The following is a 15,187-nucleotide window of genomic DNA, read 5'->3' on the forward strand; positions in this document are numbered from 1 at the left end:
TGCAGATGCATGTATTCCGATTTTCGGGGATCTCACAGCGAACCCCCTCCGTCTGACGACGAAGGGGGTCCACCCTGGCGATGCGATCGGTCAGCCGACGGCGACCAGGTCGATGATGAAGATGAGCGACTTGCCAGACAGGAAGTGGCCGGCTCCGGCGGGTCCATAGGCGAGGTGCGGCGGGATGACCAGCTCGCGCCGCCCGCCGACCTTCATGCCGGGGATGCCGTCCTGCCAGCCCTGGATGAGCCCGCGCAGCGGGAACTGGATGGTCTCGCCACGACCCCACGAGGAATCGAACTCCTCGCCGGTGTCGAACTCGACACCGGCGTAGTGGACGGTGACGGTGTCGCCGGGCTGTGCCTGTGCGCCATCGCCCTCGATCAGGTCGCGGACGACGAGCTCGGTGGGGGCGGGTCCGGTGGGGGCGTCGAACTCGGGCTTTGTGCGTTCAGTCATGAGTACATCCAACCGGAGGCGCGGACCGCGGTCAACGTGACAGCGATGATCAGTCGCGGTCGCTGACGTCGCGCGAGAGGCGCTGCGACACCCACACCGGGATGAACGACAGCACGATCACAACCGTCGCCACGACGTTCACCACGTTGGCCTCATTGGGCCTGGCCATCTGATTCATGATCCACAGCGGCAGCGTGTCCACACCAGGCGGTGCGGTGAAGATGGTGACGTAGACCTCGTCGAAACTCAGCGCGAACGCGAGGATCGCCCCTGCCACGAGTGCGCTGCGGAACTGCGGGAAGGTGACCATGCGGAACGTCTGCCATGGGGTCGCTCCGAGGTCCTTCGACGCCTCCTCGAGGCTCGGGTTCATCCGGCGAAGGCGTGCCAGCACGTTGTTGAACACCATCACGATGCAGAAGGTGCCGTGCGCGATGATCATGCCCCAGAAGCCGACCTGGATGCCGATCGGCTCGAGGATCTGGTTGTAGGTGTTGTTCAGGGCGACACCGGTGACGATGCCGGGCAGAGCGATCGGCAGCACCACCAGCAGGTTCACTGCGCGCTGACCGAAGAACCGGTAGCGCTGCAGCGCGAACGAGACCAGTGTGCCGAGGATCAGGGCGATCACCGTGGCACCGGAGGCGACCAGCAGGGAGTTGAGCAGCGCATCCCGCACCGGCTGGCTGGTGAAGGCCTTGCCCCACCATTCCAGCGAGAAGCCGGAAATCGGCCAGCTGGCGATCCGAGCGGAGTTGAAGGAGTTCAGCACCACGAGCATCAGCGGAATGTACAGGAACGCGAGGATGATCGCGACGATGATCCCCAGGGCGATCGTCGATGAGCGGGACAGTCTCAGCATGATCGACTCACATCCTTTCCAGAGCGCCGGTGCGCTGCACGCTCACCAGGTAGATGACCACGAACGCGATCGGCACGAGCGAGAAGGCCGCAGCCAGCGGCGGGTTCAGGTTGATGTTGGAGGCGATGACGCTGCCGATCATCTGCGTGTCGCCGCCGACGAACTTGGCGACGAGGTAGTCGCCGAGGCTGAGGGAGAACGTGAAGACCGATCCGGCGATGATGGCCGGCTTGATCAGCGGCAGCACGACGGTGCGGACCGTGCGCCAAGATCCCGCTCCGAGATCCGCCGATGCGTCGAAGAGGTTCGGCGGCAGCTGGCGGATGGCGGTGTACACCGGCACGGCCATGTACGGCAGCCAGAGGTAGGTGAGCGTCAGCACGACGGTGAAGGTGGTGAAGCCGGGTCCCTCGATGCCGAACGGGCTGAGCATCCAGTTGAGGAAGCCCTCCTGGGTGAACGTGATGCGCATCGCGATCACCTTCACCAGGTAGCCGGCCCACAGCGGCAGCGTGATGGAGACGGCAAGCACCGCACGCAGCCACGGGGATGCGACCTTCGCCATGAAGATGCCGAGCGGCACCGCGATGAGGATCGCCAGTGCGGTCACGCCGAGGGCGATGCCGAGGGTGCGCACCGAAGTCGAGAGGTAGGCGGGGTTGGTCACCAGCTGCTCGAAGTTGCGCAGAGTGAAGCCGGGCTTCACTTTGGAGGTGAACGGGTCGGTGACCCAGAACGCGGTGATCAGCAGCATCACGAGCGAGAAGATGTAGATGCCGATGAGCCAGGTCATCGGGAGGGCCAGCAGGCCTGCGATGCGTACGCGGCGCTTCATGTCGATCCTGTCATCGTCGAGAGGTTGGTGCCGGGGGCGGGAAGGGAGTCCCGCCCCCGGCGGTTCATGCGGTCAGGTCAGCCCTTGACCGTGATCCAGGCGTCCGTCCACTGCTGGAAGTTGGTGCAGGTGACGTCAGTGCGTCCGTCGATGCACTGCTCGATCGGAGTCGTCCAGAACCAGACGTTCTTGAAGTACTCCTCGTCGGTGGCGTTGTAGTACTCGCAGTGCGCCTTGGCCTCGTCGCTCGTGTCGCAGAACGCGGCGTTGGCCGGGGCCATGCCGAAGTTCATGGCGATGGCGCCGTTGACGTCGGGCGCGGACGCGTAGTCCATCCACGCGTAAGCGCAGTTGGGATTCTTCGATTCCGTCGCCAGCATCCAGGCATCCGACCATCCCGTCGAGCCCTCAGACGGCAGCACGCTCTTGAACTTCTCGTCCTCGGTGAGCTTGCGCAGCACCTCCCAGGATGTGCCGACCGCGGTGGTCCCGCCGGCGAATGACGTGATCTGCGCGGCCGGGTCCGACCAGTACTCCGAGACGATCTCGTTCTGCTGCTTCAGCAGATCGACGGCGGCCGCGAGCTGCTCCTCATCGAGGGCGTAGGGGTTGGTGATGCCGAGGTCGGGCTCGTGGGCCATCAGGTACACGGCCGCGTCGGCGATGTAGATCGGCGCGTCGTACGCGATGACCTTGCCTGCATACGGGCTGTCCTTCTCCCAGGCGATGTCCCAGCTGGTGGGTTCCTCGGTGACGACCTCGCTGTTGTACTGCAGGATGTTGGCTCCGCGGCCGATCGGGATGCCGTACGACTGGTCGTTGATGGTGTCGTAGATCTGCCCCTTCATGCCCTCGACGATGTCATCGCCGAAGTTGGGGATCAGGTCGAGGTTGAGCGGCTGCACGTCGCCACCGGCGATCAGGCGCAGGCTCGCGTCGCCGGATGCCGAGACGAGGTCGTAGTCGCCGGTGCGCATGAGCTGCACCATCTCGTCGCTCGTGCCGGCGATGCGCCTGTTGACGGTGCATCCGGTCTGCTCGGTGAAGGCATCCGACCAGGCCGGCTCGACGAAGCCCGACCAGGCGACGATGTTCACCTCGTTCTCGTTGTCTCCGAGCTGTTCCATCATCGGGATCTCGGGAACATCGATCGAGAGTCCGCCTTCGGAGGCGGGGTCGGACGTGCCGGAACAGCCGGCCAGCGCCATGACGGCGGCTGCGGTGATGGCCGTGACGGTCAGGATCTTCTTGCGCATGGATCTCTCCTTTGTGATCAGTGCTGCGGTGGTGCGGGTGGGGGTCAGGGAAGTCGTGCGGCGTTGGCGGGATTCCAGGCGACGCGCAGGCGGTCGCCGCGAGCGGATGCCATCCTGTCAGCGCCATGGGAGTTGGGCTGCTCGGCGATGATGTCGATGCCGGCGTCGGTGGCGATGAGGTAGCGGGTCGTCGGGCCGGTGTACACGATCTCGGAGACGGTGCCGACCAGCCCGACCTCACCGCTGGGGAGTTCATCTGTCACCGCCTGCAGGTGCACGCGCTCCGGACGGATGCTCATCGTCTGGCCGTCACCGGTGAGATCGGCGGCCAGATCGGCCGAGATCAGGTTCGACAGACCGAGGAAGCGGGCCACGAACTCGGACTGCGGGCGCTCGTAGACGTCTCGCGCGGTGCCGATCTGCTCGATGTGGCCGTTGTTGAAGACGGCCACCCTGTCGCTCAGGGTGAGCGCCTCCTCCTGGTCATGGGTGACGAAGATGAAGGTGATGCCGACTTCACGCTGGATCTGCTTGAGCTCGATCTGCATCTGCTCGCGCAGCTGCTTGTCGAGCGCTCCCAGTGGTTCGTCGAGCAGCAGCACCTGCGGGCGCAGGATCAGCGCCCTGGCGAGGGCGATGCGCTGGCGCTGACCGCCCGAGAGCTGGTGCGGCAGCCGATCGGCGACGTGATCGAGCCGGACGCGACGCAGGGAATCGCCGACCTGCATGGCGCGCTCGGCCTTGCTGGTCCCCTTCACGCGAAGGCCGTATCCGACGTTGTCGGCGATTGTCATGTGCGGGAACAGCGCGTAGTCCTGGAAGACGGTGTTCACATCACGCGCATGCGGTGGCGTGCGGGTCACATCCACTCCGGACAGGCGGACGGTGCCAGACGTGGCCTCTTCGAAGCCGGCGATGATCCGCAGCACCGTGGTCTTGCCCGATCCGGACGGGCCGAGCATCGAGAGGAACTCCCCCGGTGCCACGCGCAGATCGAGATCGCGCACAGCCGTGAACTCGCCGAAGGACTTGGACAGCCCTTGCAGAGACACGCTGCCCTGGTCGGCGATTTCGCCGTCTTCGGCCTGTGCCATCGGTGCGGCAGTGCTCATGTCGTGCTCCTGGATCTTCATCGAACGCGGGAAGGATTCGTTAAACATATAAAACCGTAGGTCATATTTCAAGTCTTTTCTCAAACTGGTTCTGATGCGAGAATCAAGGCATGGAATCAGTGCCGTCCTCCACCGGTGTCATCTCGGGTGTCGTGCAGACACCCGAGTCGACGACCCGCGGGCGTCAGCCGCACCGCCTGCAGGGGGCCCTGTTCCAGTCGATCGGCGACGAGGGACGAGCCGAACTGGTCGAGCGTCGACTGGTCGACGCGATCCACCGCGGGCATCTGCGCGCAGGCGAGCGCCTCCCCTCGGAGTCGGAACTCGCCCGCAGCTTCGGCGTGGCACCTGTCACCGTGCGCGAGGCGCTGCTGACCGTCAGGGGCCGGGGCCTCATCGTCACGCGTCGTGGTCGCAACGGCGGGAGCTTCGTGGTCGATGACGCCGACCCGCTGGTCTTCGCGCGCGACGCGCTCACATCCGCTTCGCGCCTCACTCTGCGCGACATGGGCGCGCACTACGCGGCCATCACCGCGGCCGCCGTGCGACTCGCGGCCCGTCGCGCAGACGGCAGCGAGACGCGCCGGGTCCTTCAGCGATTGGAACGGCTGGACGAGCTCGACCTCGACCAGCAGCGCCGCGTGCTCGACGATGTGCAGGTCGAACTCGTCTCACTCAGCCAGTCAGCACGCCTCACCCGCGAGCAGATGCGACTGCAGGCCGAGTTCTCGCCGTACCTGCGCCTCGCCGCTCCCGACCTCCCGGGTCTCCGACGTCAGGCCGAGAGCCTGATCGCGATCATCCGCGCTGTCGAGGCCTGCGACCCGGACGACGCCGGCCGGCGCACCGAGCTCATGGTCTCCGACGTGATCGACACCCTCATCCATCTGCAGAACTCACCCGAGAGCTCGGCCTGACGACAGCATCCATCGACGTGCACTGGAGGACGCGATGACCACTACAACCACCCACCCCGCCGCGGCGGCGCGGATCGTCGAAGACTACTTCGGCTCCCCCATTCAGCAGCTGCTCGGCTGGGTCGATCCCTGCGCGCGGCAGCTGGCCGACGTGCTGCAGGCCGGCGCGCTCACTCGAGCGAAGCTCGACGCGATCGTCGAGCCGTACGCCTCACAGACGCTGGGACTGCGCGATGTGCCGGTCTACGGTGCGGGCTTCATCGCCACCCTCGATCTGCTCGCCGACGCGCACAGCCACCTCGCCTGGTGGCAGGGCGATGAGCGACGCAAACTGGTCCTGGCGTCGCAGACGGTGAACAAGGAGTACATCGACTACAGCGAGCTGGAGTGGTACCGGGTGCCGATGAGCACCCTCTTGCCGCACGTAGCGGGTCCCTACGTCGACTACCTCTGCAGCGATGAGTACACCATCACGATCGCCGTTCCCGCGATCGCCGACGGCCGGGCACTCGGCGTGGCAGGTCTCGATCTGCTCGTCGCCGAGGTCGAGCGCGAACTGACGCCGCGGTTCGCGGCACTGGGGCTGCAGGTGACGCTCACCAACGGAGTCGGGCGCGTCGTCGTCTCCACCGACCCACGGTGCGCCACCGGCGACTCGGTGCGCGGCAGTCGCCTGGCCGACCTGCCGAGGATCGCCTGCGAGGGCGTCGCGCTGGACGTGATCGTCGAGAGCCTGTGACGGATGCTGTGAACTCGGCCACCGGGGCCCGACCCTTGACTTCCGTCGATCCTCGGGGCACCCTGGTTAAAGATCAACTCAGCGCCCGGAGGACTTGCAGGCATCGCCGCAGCCACGGGCGCTGAGTCTGTGTTCGGGGCTTCACAACGAGCGTGCTGACCCTCTTCGTCAGTACGCGAGCAGCTGCGCCCTCGTCTGACGAGTGCGCATGAGCAGCGCGTACTCATCGGCGCCGGCGTAGGGGTCACGCCGGGTGATGGCGCGCTGTCGCACGGATGCCAGCTCGGTCGCGTCCCTGATGAAGGAGCGCATCAGCCGACGACGATCACCGCTCAGGCCGGATGCCCACCGCATCCCCGCCTTGCGTCCGGCGGGTGTGGCCAGCATCGTGACCTCCTGCGGCGTGAACCATCCGGCCGCGGCGTAGTCGCTCAGCCGCCGCTGCGTGAGCCTGACCTCTTCACGGCGCAACGCGATGATGGCGAGGATGAAGCCGAGGAACAGCGGCACCTGCGTGGTGATGTAGAGAACGAAGAAATCGCCCAGCAGTGACGAGCCGTTCCAGTAGGCGTGCAGCACGATCGCACCGATCAAGCCGAGCGCGCCCGAGCCGAGAGCCTGGGCGGCGCTGGCGCCGCGCCGCGCCGCCAGGCCGATCGCGAAGCCGGTGAGGGCGGTGAACATGGCATGGGCGAACGGGGAGACCAGTCCGCGCAGGATGAAGGTGAGAGTCAGTTCTTCCGCACCCCCGGTGAGCAGACTGATGCCGAAGTACTGGATGTTCTCCGTGAAGGCGAAGCCGGCGCCGACCAGCGCGCCGTACACCACGCCGTCGACGGGTCCGTCGAACGCGCGCCGACCGATCAGGAAGATCAGGAAGACGCCGAGGCCCTTGGCGGTCTCCTCTACGATCGGCGCCTGGACGACCCCGCCGAACACGTCGCCGACCTGCCCGACGGCCAGCGTCAGCAGCAGATCCACCAGCAGACTCAGACCGACCGCGACCACAGCGCCCCATGCGAGTGCGAAGACGATAAGGCTCTTCGGCTCTGGCTCCCACCTGTCGATCAGACGCACGCCGAGGAGCACGATGCCGAGCGGGATCAACGCGAGCACGAGCCCGACGATCGAGGCGCCGGCGCCGATGAACTCGGCGAAGTACGCGATCAGCGCGAGGAGCAGGAAGGCGAGCAGTCCGAACACCCAGACCGCCACCGTCCTGCCCTTGCGCACCGGCAGCACCAGCGCCGGCATGGCCGGAGCAGGTGACGGCGCCGGTGGCGTGGAGGGGGCTTGAGGGGACGGACGATCGAAGGCCGATGCGAAGCCCGCACGGGGCTCTCCTCCAAAGCTCATGGGGAAAGCCTAGAGCCAGCCTCGGTCACCTCCGCCATCTCGGCCGGTAGCGTAGAGACATGCGATTCGCCCACCTGAGCACTCGCGCGTCCGAGTCCCTGCATCTCGCCGTCATCGACGGTGAAGACGCCATCCTCGTCAGCGACCTCCTGTCCCCCGCCCCGGCAACGCTGCAGCAGCTGATCGAGGGCGGTGATGAGATGCTCGACCGACTGCGCGCCGCGTTCGCCGAGACGTCTGCACCACGGCATCCGATCAGCGATGCGACGTTCGGATCGGCGGTCATCGCGCCGCCCGCGATCCTCGCCGTAGGGCTGAACTACGCCGCCCACTCCAGCGAGTTGGGGCTGAAGACCGACACGGCGCCGACGGTCTTCACCCTCTGGCCGAACTCTCTCGCCGGCCACGGACAGACCACCTCCTGGCCGCGCACTCTCAGCGAGTCGATCGACTACGAGGCCGAGCTGGGTGTGATCATCGGGCGCCCCACCAAGGACGTCGCCGCCGCAGACGCCCTGAGCGCGGTCTGGGGATACACCGCAGTGAACGACATCACCGCGCGCGACATCCAGTTCGCCGAGGCGCAGTGGTCGCGGTGCAAGTCCTTCGACGGCTTCACGCCGACGGGTCCAGTGGTGGTCACCGCCGATGAGATCCCGGATCCGCAGGACCTGCACATCTGGGCAGTCGTCGACGGGCATACGGTGCAGGATGCCAGCACAGGCCAGATGGTGCGTTCGGTCGCCACGCTGATCGCACATCTGTCGACGGCAATCACCCTGCAGCCCGGCACGCTGATCTCCACCGGCAGCCCCGGCGGGGCGGGGTACTCCCGCGACCCGCAGATCTTCCTGCGCGACCGCTCCACGGTCACCGTCGGCATCGACGGCATCGGCGAGCTGACGACGCACTGCCGCATCCTGGACTGAGCCCGGACAGACGAAGGGCGCCCCGCCATCTCGCGGGGCGCCCTTCGTGTGCGGCGGATCAGTTCTCGGGCAGATCCTCAGCCGCGATGATCGGGATGGCCGCTGTGACCGTCTCCAGGCCGGACAGTCGCGCGGGCGAGATCTGCTTGGTGACCTCTTCGCGGGTCATGAGCCCTGCCTCGACGACGAGGTCGGCGACATTGCGGTTCGTCAGCAGCGCAGTCTTGGCGAGGGCTGCGGATGCGGCGTAGCCGATGAACGGCGTGAGCGCTGTGACCACTCCGACCGAGGCGCCGACCATGGCGCCGAGGCGGTCGCGGTTGGCAGTGATGCCGTCGACGCAGTTCACCCGCAGCGTCCACATGGACTGCCGCATCCAGGTGATCGACTGGAAGATCGAGTGCGCGATCACCGGCTCGAAGGCATTCAGCTGCAGCTGACCGCCCTCCACAGCCATCGTCACGGTCATGTCGGCACCGGCGACCGCGAAAGCGACCTGGTTGACGACCTCGGGGATCACAGGGTTGACCTTGCCCGGCATGATGCTGGATCCCGCCTGCACAGCCGGGAGGTTGATCTCGCCGAGTCCCGCCTGCGGGCCTGATGAGAGCAGACGCAGGTCGTTGCAGATCTTCGACAGCTTGATGGCGTTGCGCTTCAGGCTCGACGAGAACGACATGAACGAGCCGGTGTCGCTGGTCGCCTCGACCAGGTCGCTGGCCGTCTGCAGCTCGAGGCCCGAGATCGCACGCAGATGATGCAGCACCGCCGCCGCGTAGGCGGGGTGCGTGGTGATGCCGGTGCCGATGGCCGTAGCGCCCATGTTGATCTCGAACAGCAGCGAGGCGTTCTCGGTCAGGCGCTTGTGGTCATAGCCGAGCGTGGACGCGAAGCCGTGGAACTCCTGACCGAGGGTCATCGGCACGGCGTCCTGCAGCTGGGTGCGCCCCACCTTGAGCACGTCGTGGAACTCCGCGGCCTTGCCGAGGAACGACTGGCGCAGCAGATCGAGCTCGTCGAGCAGCGACTGCAGATTCAGCGAGAGACCGATCTTGATCGCCGTCGGGTACACGTCGTTGGTCGACTGGCTGCGGTTGGTGTGGTCGATCGGCGACAGGAAGGCGTAATCGCCCTTCCCACGTCCGGCCATCTCCAACGCGATATTGGTGATGACCTCGTTGGCGTTCATGTTCGTCGACGTTCCGGCACCGCCCTGAATCACGCCGACGATGAACTGGTCGTGGAACTCGCCGTCGATCACGCGCTGCGCGGCAGCGTCGATCAGGTCGGCCCGCTCGGCATCCAGCGCGCCGATCTGCTTGTTGGCGCGCGCGCTGGCCTGCTTCACCATCGCGAGCCCACGGATCAGATCCGGGTAGACCGAGATCGGGCGCTTCGTGATCGGGAAGTTCTCCTCCGCCCGTGCGGTATGCACCCCCCAGTAGGCGTCGGCGGGAATCTCGAGGCTTCCCAGTGAATCGGTCTCGGTCCGGGTCGGGGCAGGCGCAACGGCAGCCATGTCACATCCTTGTGGGTAGTGGCGGAAAGGGATTTCGGGGGATGCGTCCAGTCTACGCGTTGCCGCGGGCGGGCTTGCGGGAGAAAACCTCGAGACGTTCTTCAGGCGTCAGCCGCGCCATCCGGTCCGCCCAGTCGCGCGAGAAGAAGTCGCCGGTCGGCGCATCGACGACGGGCACGACCGTGTGCGTGATGGTGTCGGGATGCACGTGCACGAGCTGGAAGGCCTGTGCCGCATCCATGCCGTTGACCTCGGTGGCGGGGCGGGCGACGTTCATCGTGTAGCAGGTCGCCGAGGCCACGCTCACCGGGACGCCGGCGAACGTGCCGTGCGAGGAGTAGTGCAGATGACCAGCGAGGATGCCCCGCACGTCGGTGCCGCGCACGATGTCGGCCAGTTCATCCTGGTGACGCAGTTCGAGGATGTCGAAAAGCGGCAGGTGGCTGGGCAGGGGCGGGTGGTGCATGGCCAGCAGGGTGCCGTGCGGGGCGGGCGCCTGCAGCATCTCGCGCAGCCAGTCGAGCTGTGCGGCGTCGATGTCTCCGTGATGCCAGCCGGGCACGCTGGTGTCCAGGGCGATCAGGCGCAGCCCGTTCAGGTCCCACACGCCCGTCACCGGCTCCTCGGTCGCTGTCAGGTCGAGCAGATGCTCGCGCAGCGCCGGACGCTCGTCGTGGTTGCCAGCGACCCAGACGACGGGACAGCCGAGATCGGATGCCACCGGTTCGACTGCGGCGCGCAGGCGCCGGTACGCGTCGGGTTCACCGAGGTCGGCGAGGTCCCCCGTGACGACGATCGCGGCCGGCGCGACATGCACGGCGCGGATCGCCTCAAGCGTGTGCGCGAGCGTGTTCTCCACGTCGTACTGCCCGCCCAGTCGTCCGCCGCCGTCGAGCAGATGCGGGTCGCTGACGTGCACGATGACATGCGATGCCGGTTCGTGTCGGCCGAAGACATAGGGCGCGGACATGCGACCAGCCTAGGACCGATGGCGCTCAGCGCGGGAGAGCGATTCTCAGCATCCGATCACGCGCTCTGAGAACCACTGAAGCGTCTCAGTGACCGACCACGATCAGGATGACCCCGCCGAGCACGGCTGCTCCGCAGAGCACGAAGCACGCATACGCACCGACCAGGGCGAGCTTGCGCTGCGCCGCCGTCAGCTCACTGCGCTTCGCGGCCTTGGCCGCGGCCTTCTCGGCGCGACGGATCTCCTTGTCGGTGACGATCGTGATCGCATCTGTGAACTCGGCTGGGCTCACCACGGGGGCGCGCCCTCCGCGAACGAGCAGTCGCAGCCCGAGGGCGTAGAACAGCACGACGAGCATCGCACCGATCAGCGCGGCGATGAAGACACTGACGAACGCCAGCCAATCGATGATCACCGCTGTGCCTCCTCATCCGAGAGTTCCCATTCGGCGAGCTCTGCTCGCGCGCGACGGCTGGCGCTGAGCACTTCCCACTCCTGAGCGGCCTGCTGAGCCTCTGCCAGCTTCTGCGCTGCCCGGTCGGCGGCCTTGCGTGCCGCCTTGACCTCGGCGGGCGAGCCGCCGGCCTTCTTGAGCTTCTTGGCCTTGCGAGCGGCCTTCTCGGCGTCATCCGCCTTGCGCTCGGCGCGATCCAGTGCGCGCACCAGCTCCATGCGGCTCGTCCGGCGGGTAGGGCCCGGCACGTCCGGCACGCCGACGGCATGACCGGACTCGGCCACATCGCTCATGGCGTTCGAGGCGTTCACCGCGTCGCGTCGCGAGTACATGAACAGTCCGACGATGATCACGACGGCTGCGATCGCGTCGATCAGCACGCCGATGTTGCCGAACTTCACGACCAGCAGTGCGGCCAGACCGCCGACTGCGCCGGCAGCAGGCAGAGTGAGCAGCCAGCCGATTCCGATGCGTCCGACGGTCTTCCAGCGCACGCTGGCACCGCGGCGGCCGAGGCCGGAGCCGATCACCGAGCCGGACGCCACCTGCGTGGTCGACAGGGCGAAACCGAGGGCGCTGGAGGCGAGGATCGTCGCCGCGGTCGAGCTCTCAGCGGCGAAGCCCTGCGCGGGCTTGACCTCGGTGAGCCCCTTGCCGAGGGTGCGGATGATGCGCCAGCCACCGAGGTAGGTGCCGAGAGCGATCGTGAACGCACAGGCCACGATGACCCAGAACTCGGGGTTGTGGTAGTCGTCGCTGGTCGGGTCGCCGGTCTGCCAGCCGACCGTGATCAGCGCGAGCGTGATGACACCCATCGTCTTCTGCGCATCGTTCGTGCCGTGTGCCAGCGCGACCATCGACGAGGTGAAGATCTGCCCCCAGCGGAATCCGTCGCGGCCGTCGGGTTTGCCGTCGTAGCGGCGGGTGATCGAGTAGGCGAGCTTGGTGGCGAGGAAGGCGATGACTCCGGCGGTGAGCGGGGCGATCAGCGCAGGCAGGATCACCTTCGACATGACGACACCGAAGTTGATGCCGCTCATTCCGACACCGACCAGGGTCGCGCCGATCAGTCCGCCGAACAGCGCGTGCGACGAGCTGGAGGGAAGGCCGAGCAGCCAGGTGAGCATGTTCCAGGTGATCGCGCCGATCAGGCCGGCGAAGATCAGCTGCGGCATGATCGCGCTGCTGATGTCCTCCTCGTGGATGATGCCACCCGAGACGGTCTTCGCGACCTCCGTGGAGAGGAATGCGCCGACGAGGTTCAGGACGGCCGCGAGCAGCACTGCTGTCTTCGGCTTGAGCGCTCCGGTGGCGATCGGAGTCGCCATCGCGTTCGCGGTGTCGTGGAATCCGTTGGTGAAGTCGAAGAACAATGCCAGTGCGATGACCAGCACGACGATGAGGGCTGCGGTTTCCACCGGTCTCTTTCGTTGGGACTGTCAAGAAGGGGCCGAGGTGTTCGGCGTGACGAACGAAGAGTTCACCGTGGGTTCAGCATCCGTTTCCGGACCCGTGAGAATCCTCCCATTCTGACAGGCGTCGGTCAACTCGCCTCGGATGCTGCTCCGGTACCGTTGGACGGTGAGCGAATCCAGCATCCGACCGCCTGTCGCGGACAAGCGCCCCATCATCCGCACCCACCACGGCGACTCGTTCGAAGACGACTACGAATGGCTCCGGGCGAAGGAGGATGCCGAGGTCATCGCGCACCTCGAGGCCGAGAACGCGTACACGGATGCCAGGACCGCCCAGCTCGAGCCGCTGCGCGAGCGGCTGTTCGGCGAGGTCAAGGCCCGTGTGCAGGAGACCGACCTGTCGGTGCCGACCCGACGCGGCGACTGGTGGTTCTACGGTCGCACCGAGGAGGGGGCGCAGTACGGCATCCAGTGCCGCACGGCGGCGCACGGCGACGACTGGACTCCCCCGGTGCTCGAACCTGGCGTGCCGGTGCCTGGTGAAGAGATCCTGCTCGACGGCAACGTTGAGGCCGAGGGGCACGAGTTCTTCTCTCTTGGTGCGTTCGACGTGTCCGATGACGGCACGCGACTGCTGTGGTCGGTCGACGTCGAGGGTTCCGAGCTCTATACGGTCCACGTGCGTGACCTGGCCACCGGCGAGGCTTTCGATGACGTGATCGAGAACACCGGTCAGGCGTTCTTCACGCCGGACGGCGCGAGCATCCTCTACACGACGCGGGACGAGGCCTGGCGGCCGGACACCCTGTGGCTGCACCGCATCGGCGACGGGATCGACGCCGATGTGAAGCTGTTCCACGAGCCGGACGAGCGATTCTGGCTCGGCGCCGGCATCACCCGCAGCAAGAAGTACCTGCTGATCGGGCTCGGTTCGAAGATCACCAGCGAAGAGCTGCTGATCGACCTCGCCGACCTCAGCGCCGAACCGCGCGTCATCTGGCCTCGTCACGACGGCGTCGAGTACTCCGCCGATCATGCGGTGGTCGACGGCGAGGACCGCCTGCTGATCCTGCACAACGCCGACGCGCTCGATTTTGAGCTCGTGTCAGTGTCAGTATCCGACCCGCAGGGCGCGCGCGATGTGCTGCTGCCGCACACGCCGGGGCGCCGGATCCTCGACGTGGACTGCTTCCGCGACTTCGCGACTGTCGAGTACCGCAGCGAGGGCCTCGCCCGAACGGCGCTGATGGACCTGCAGACCGGCGCGCTGGATGAGATCACCTTCGACGAGCCGCTGTACGAGGCGTACTTCGGCGGCAACCCCGAGTGGTACGCACCCTTCCTGCGGATGGCGTACACCTCGTTCGTAACGCCGTCCATGGTGCTCGAACTCGACGTCGCCACCGGAGAGCGGCACGTTCGCAAGCAGCAGCCGGTGCTGGGCGGCTACGACCCCGCGGAGTACGGGCAGCAGCGAGCCTGGGCTAGCGCGCCCGACGGTGTGCAGGTGCCGATCTCGCTGGTCTGGAAGCGGTCGTTCGGCGACCCGGGTGCTGAGGTGCGGCCAGTGCACCTCTACGGCTACGGCTCGTACGAGCACTCCATCGACCCAGGATTCTCGATGATGCGCCTGTCGATGCTCGACCGTGGTGTCGTGTTCGCTGTCGCTCATGTGCGCGGCGGCGGCGAGATGGGCCGGCATTGGTACGAGGACGGCAAGGAGCTGCACAAGCGCAACACCTTCACCGACTTCATCGCGTGCGGCCGGCACCTGGTCGAGACCGGAGTGACCGAGCCTTCGAAGATGGTGGCCGAGGGCGGCAGCGCCGGCGGCCTGCTGATGGGCGCCGTGGCGAACATGGCTCCGGAGCTGTTCGCCGGCATCCTCGCCGGAGTGCCGTTCGTAGACGCGCTCACCTCGATCCTCGATCCGTCGCTGCCGCTGACCGTCGTGGAGTGGGACGAGTGGGGCGACCCGCTGCACAACGCCGCGGTCTACGAGTACATGAAGTCGTACACGCCGTACGAGAACGTGCGGGACGGCGTCGCCTACCCGCGCATCCTCGCGATGACCTCGCTCAACGACACGCGTGTGCTGTACGTCGAGCCGGCCAAGTGGGTCGCTCGGCTGCGCGAGGCCGGTGCCGATGACGTGATCATGAAGTGCGAGATGTCCGCCGGTCACGGCGGCGTGAGCGGGCGCTACAACGCCTGGAAGGAGCGCGCGTTCGAGATCGCGTGGATGCTGGACGTGCTCGGGCTGGCTGACTGAGGTCGCTTCATCGGCCGCCCTGCCGAGCTGCCGCCCTGCCGAGATCAGGACGATCGCCCCGGAGCAGGTGGATTTCGCACAAGTCCACCTGC

The 15,187-nt window shown here is 66.8% G+C and carries 14 protein-coding genes; 4 read left to right on the plus strand and 10 right to left on the minus strand.

Translation table 11 applies throughout. The features are described from left to right. Positions 1-90: 90 nt before the first annotated feature. The 5 genes from MNR00_RS10175 to MNR00_RS10195 all read right to left on the minus strand — a co-directional run bounded on the left by MNR00_RS10175 (position 91) and on the right by MNR00_RS10195 (position 4,524). Positions 91-459 carry an FKBP-type peptidyl-prolyl cis-trans isomerase gene (locus MNR00_RS10175; RefSeq protein ID WP_241925814.1) on the minus strand — a complete coding sequence of 123 codons (369 nt, stop codon included), beginning with the start codon at positions 457-459 and terminating at the stop codon, positions 91-93. Between the two features lie 49 nt (positions 460-508). Further along, positions 509-1,321 (minus strand): ABC transporter permease, encoded by an 813-nt coding sequence (locus MNR00_RS10180; RefSeq protein WP_241925815.1) that lies wholly within the window; start codon positions 1,319-1,321, stop codon positions 509-511. A gap of 7 nt (positions 1,322-1,328) precedes the next feature. Further along, positions 1,329-2,156, minus strand: coding sequence for an ABC transporter permease (locus tag MNR00_RS10185; RefSeq protein ID WP_241925816.1), 828 nt, complete (start codon positions 2,154-2,156; stop codon positions 1,329-1,331). A gap of 77 nt (positions 2,157-2,233) precedes the next feature. Then, the gene (locus tag MNR00_RS10190) at positions 2,234-3,412 is read right to left on the minus strand and encodes an extracellular solute-binding protein (RefSeq protein ID WP_241925817.1); all 1,179 of its coding nucleotides are present in this window, start codon (positions 3,410-3,412) and stop codon (positions 2,234-2,236) included. A gap of 44 nt (positions 3,413-3,456) precedes the next feature. Beyond that, complete coding sequence (locus MNR00_RS10195; protein WP_241925818.1) at positions 3,457-4,524, minus strand: ABC transporter ATP-binding protein; 1,068 nt, start codon at positions 4,522-4,524, stop codon at positions 3,457-3,459. A gap of 110 nt (positions 4,525-4,634) precedes the next feature. Between MNR00_RS10195 and MNR00_RS10200 the strand changes: the two genes are divergently transcribed. Continuing rightward, positions 4,635-5,441, plus strand: a complete 807-nt coding sequence (locus tag MNR00_RS10200) for a GntR family transcriptional regulator (RefSeq protein ID WP_241925819.1) — start codon at positions 4,635-4,637, stop codon at positions 5,439-5,441. A gap of 34 nt (positions 5,442-5,475) precedes the next feature. Continuing rightward, positions 5,476-6,180: a cache domain-containing protein gene (locus MNR00_RS10205; RefSeq protein ID WP_241925820.1), complete on the plus strand. Its 705-nt coding sequence runs from the start codon at positions 5,476-5,478 to the stop codon at positions 6,178-6,180. A gap of 168 nt (positions 6,181-6,348) precedes the next feature. On the opposite strand, the gene MNR00_RS10210 is transcribed toward MNR00_RS10205, so the two are convergent. Then, the gene (locus MNR00_RS10210; protein ID WP_241925821.1) at positions 6,349-7,536 is read right to left on the minus strand and encodes a PrsW family intramembrane metalloprotease; all 1,188 of its coding nucleotides are present in this window, start codon (positions 7,534-7,536) and stop codon (positions 6,349-6,351) included. A gap of 59 nt (positions 7,537-7,595) precedes the next feature. On the opposite strand from MNR00_RS10210, the gene MNR00_RS10215 reads away from it, so the two are divergent. Further along, on the plus strand, positions 7,596-8,465 hold the full coding sequence (locus tag MNR00_RS10215; protein ID WP_241925822.1) for a fumarylacetoacetate hydrolase family protein: 870 nt from the start codon (positions 7,596-7,598) through the stop codon (positions 8,463-8,465). 58 nt (positions 8,466-8,523) lie between these two features. Here the strand turns inward: MNR00_RS10215 and MNR00_RS10220 are convergent, their stop codons facing one another. The 4 genes from MNR00_RS10220 to MNR00_RS10235 all read right to left on the minus strand — a co-directional run bounded on the left by MNR00_RS10220 (position 8,524) and on the right by MNR00_RS10235 (position 12,826). Continuing rightward, complete coding sequence (locus MNR00_RS10220; RefSeq protein WP_241925823.1) at positions 8,524-9,984, minus strand: aspartate ammonia-lyase; 1,461 nt, start codon at positions 9,982-9,984, stop codon at positions 8,524-8,526. 52 nt (positions 9,985-10,036) lie between these two features. After that, a complete protein-coding gene (locus MNR00_RS10225; RefSeq protein WP_241925824.1) occupies positions 10,037-10,954 on the minus strand; it encodes a metallophosphoesterase in 918 nt (305 codons plus the stop codon). A gap of 85 nt (positions 10,955-11,039) precedes the next feature. Then, positions 11,040-11,312, minus strand: a complete 273-nt coding sequence (locus tag MNR00_RS10230; RefSeq protein ID WP_241928819.1) for a peptidase — start codon at positions 11,310-11,312, stop codon at positions 11,040-11,042. Positions 11,313-11,365: 53 nt separating this feature from the next. Next, positions 11,366-12,826 (minus strand): inorganic phosphate transporter, encoded by a 1,461-nt coding sequence (locus MNR00_RS10235; RefSeq protein WP_241925825.1) that lies wholly within the window; start codon positions 12,824-12,826, stop codon positions 11,366-11,368. A gap of 163 nt (positions 12,827-12,989) precedes the next feature. Here MNR00_RS10235 and MNR00_RS10240 point away from each other — a divergent pair, with 163 nt between their 5' ends. Next, entirely contained in the window at positions 12,990-15,095 is a 2,106-nt protein-coding gene (locus MNR00_RS10240; protein WP_241925826.1) for a S9 family peptidase, read from the plus strand. Positions 15,096-15,187 lie beyond the last annotated feature (92 nt).

Origin of the sequence: Microbacterium sp. H1-D42 (assembly GCF_022637555.1) — a bacterium.
Classification (GTDB): Bacteria; Actinomycetota; Actinomycetes; order Actinomycetales; family Microbacteriaceae; genus Microbacterium.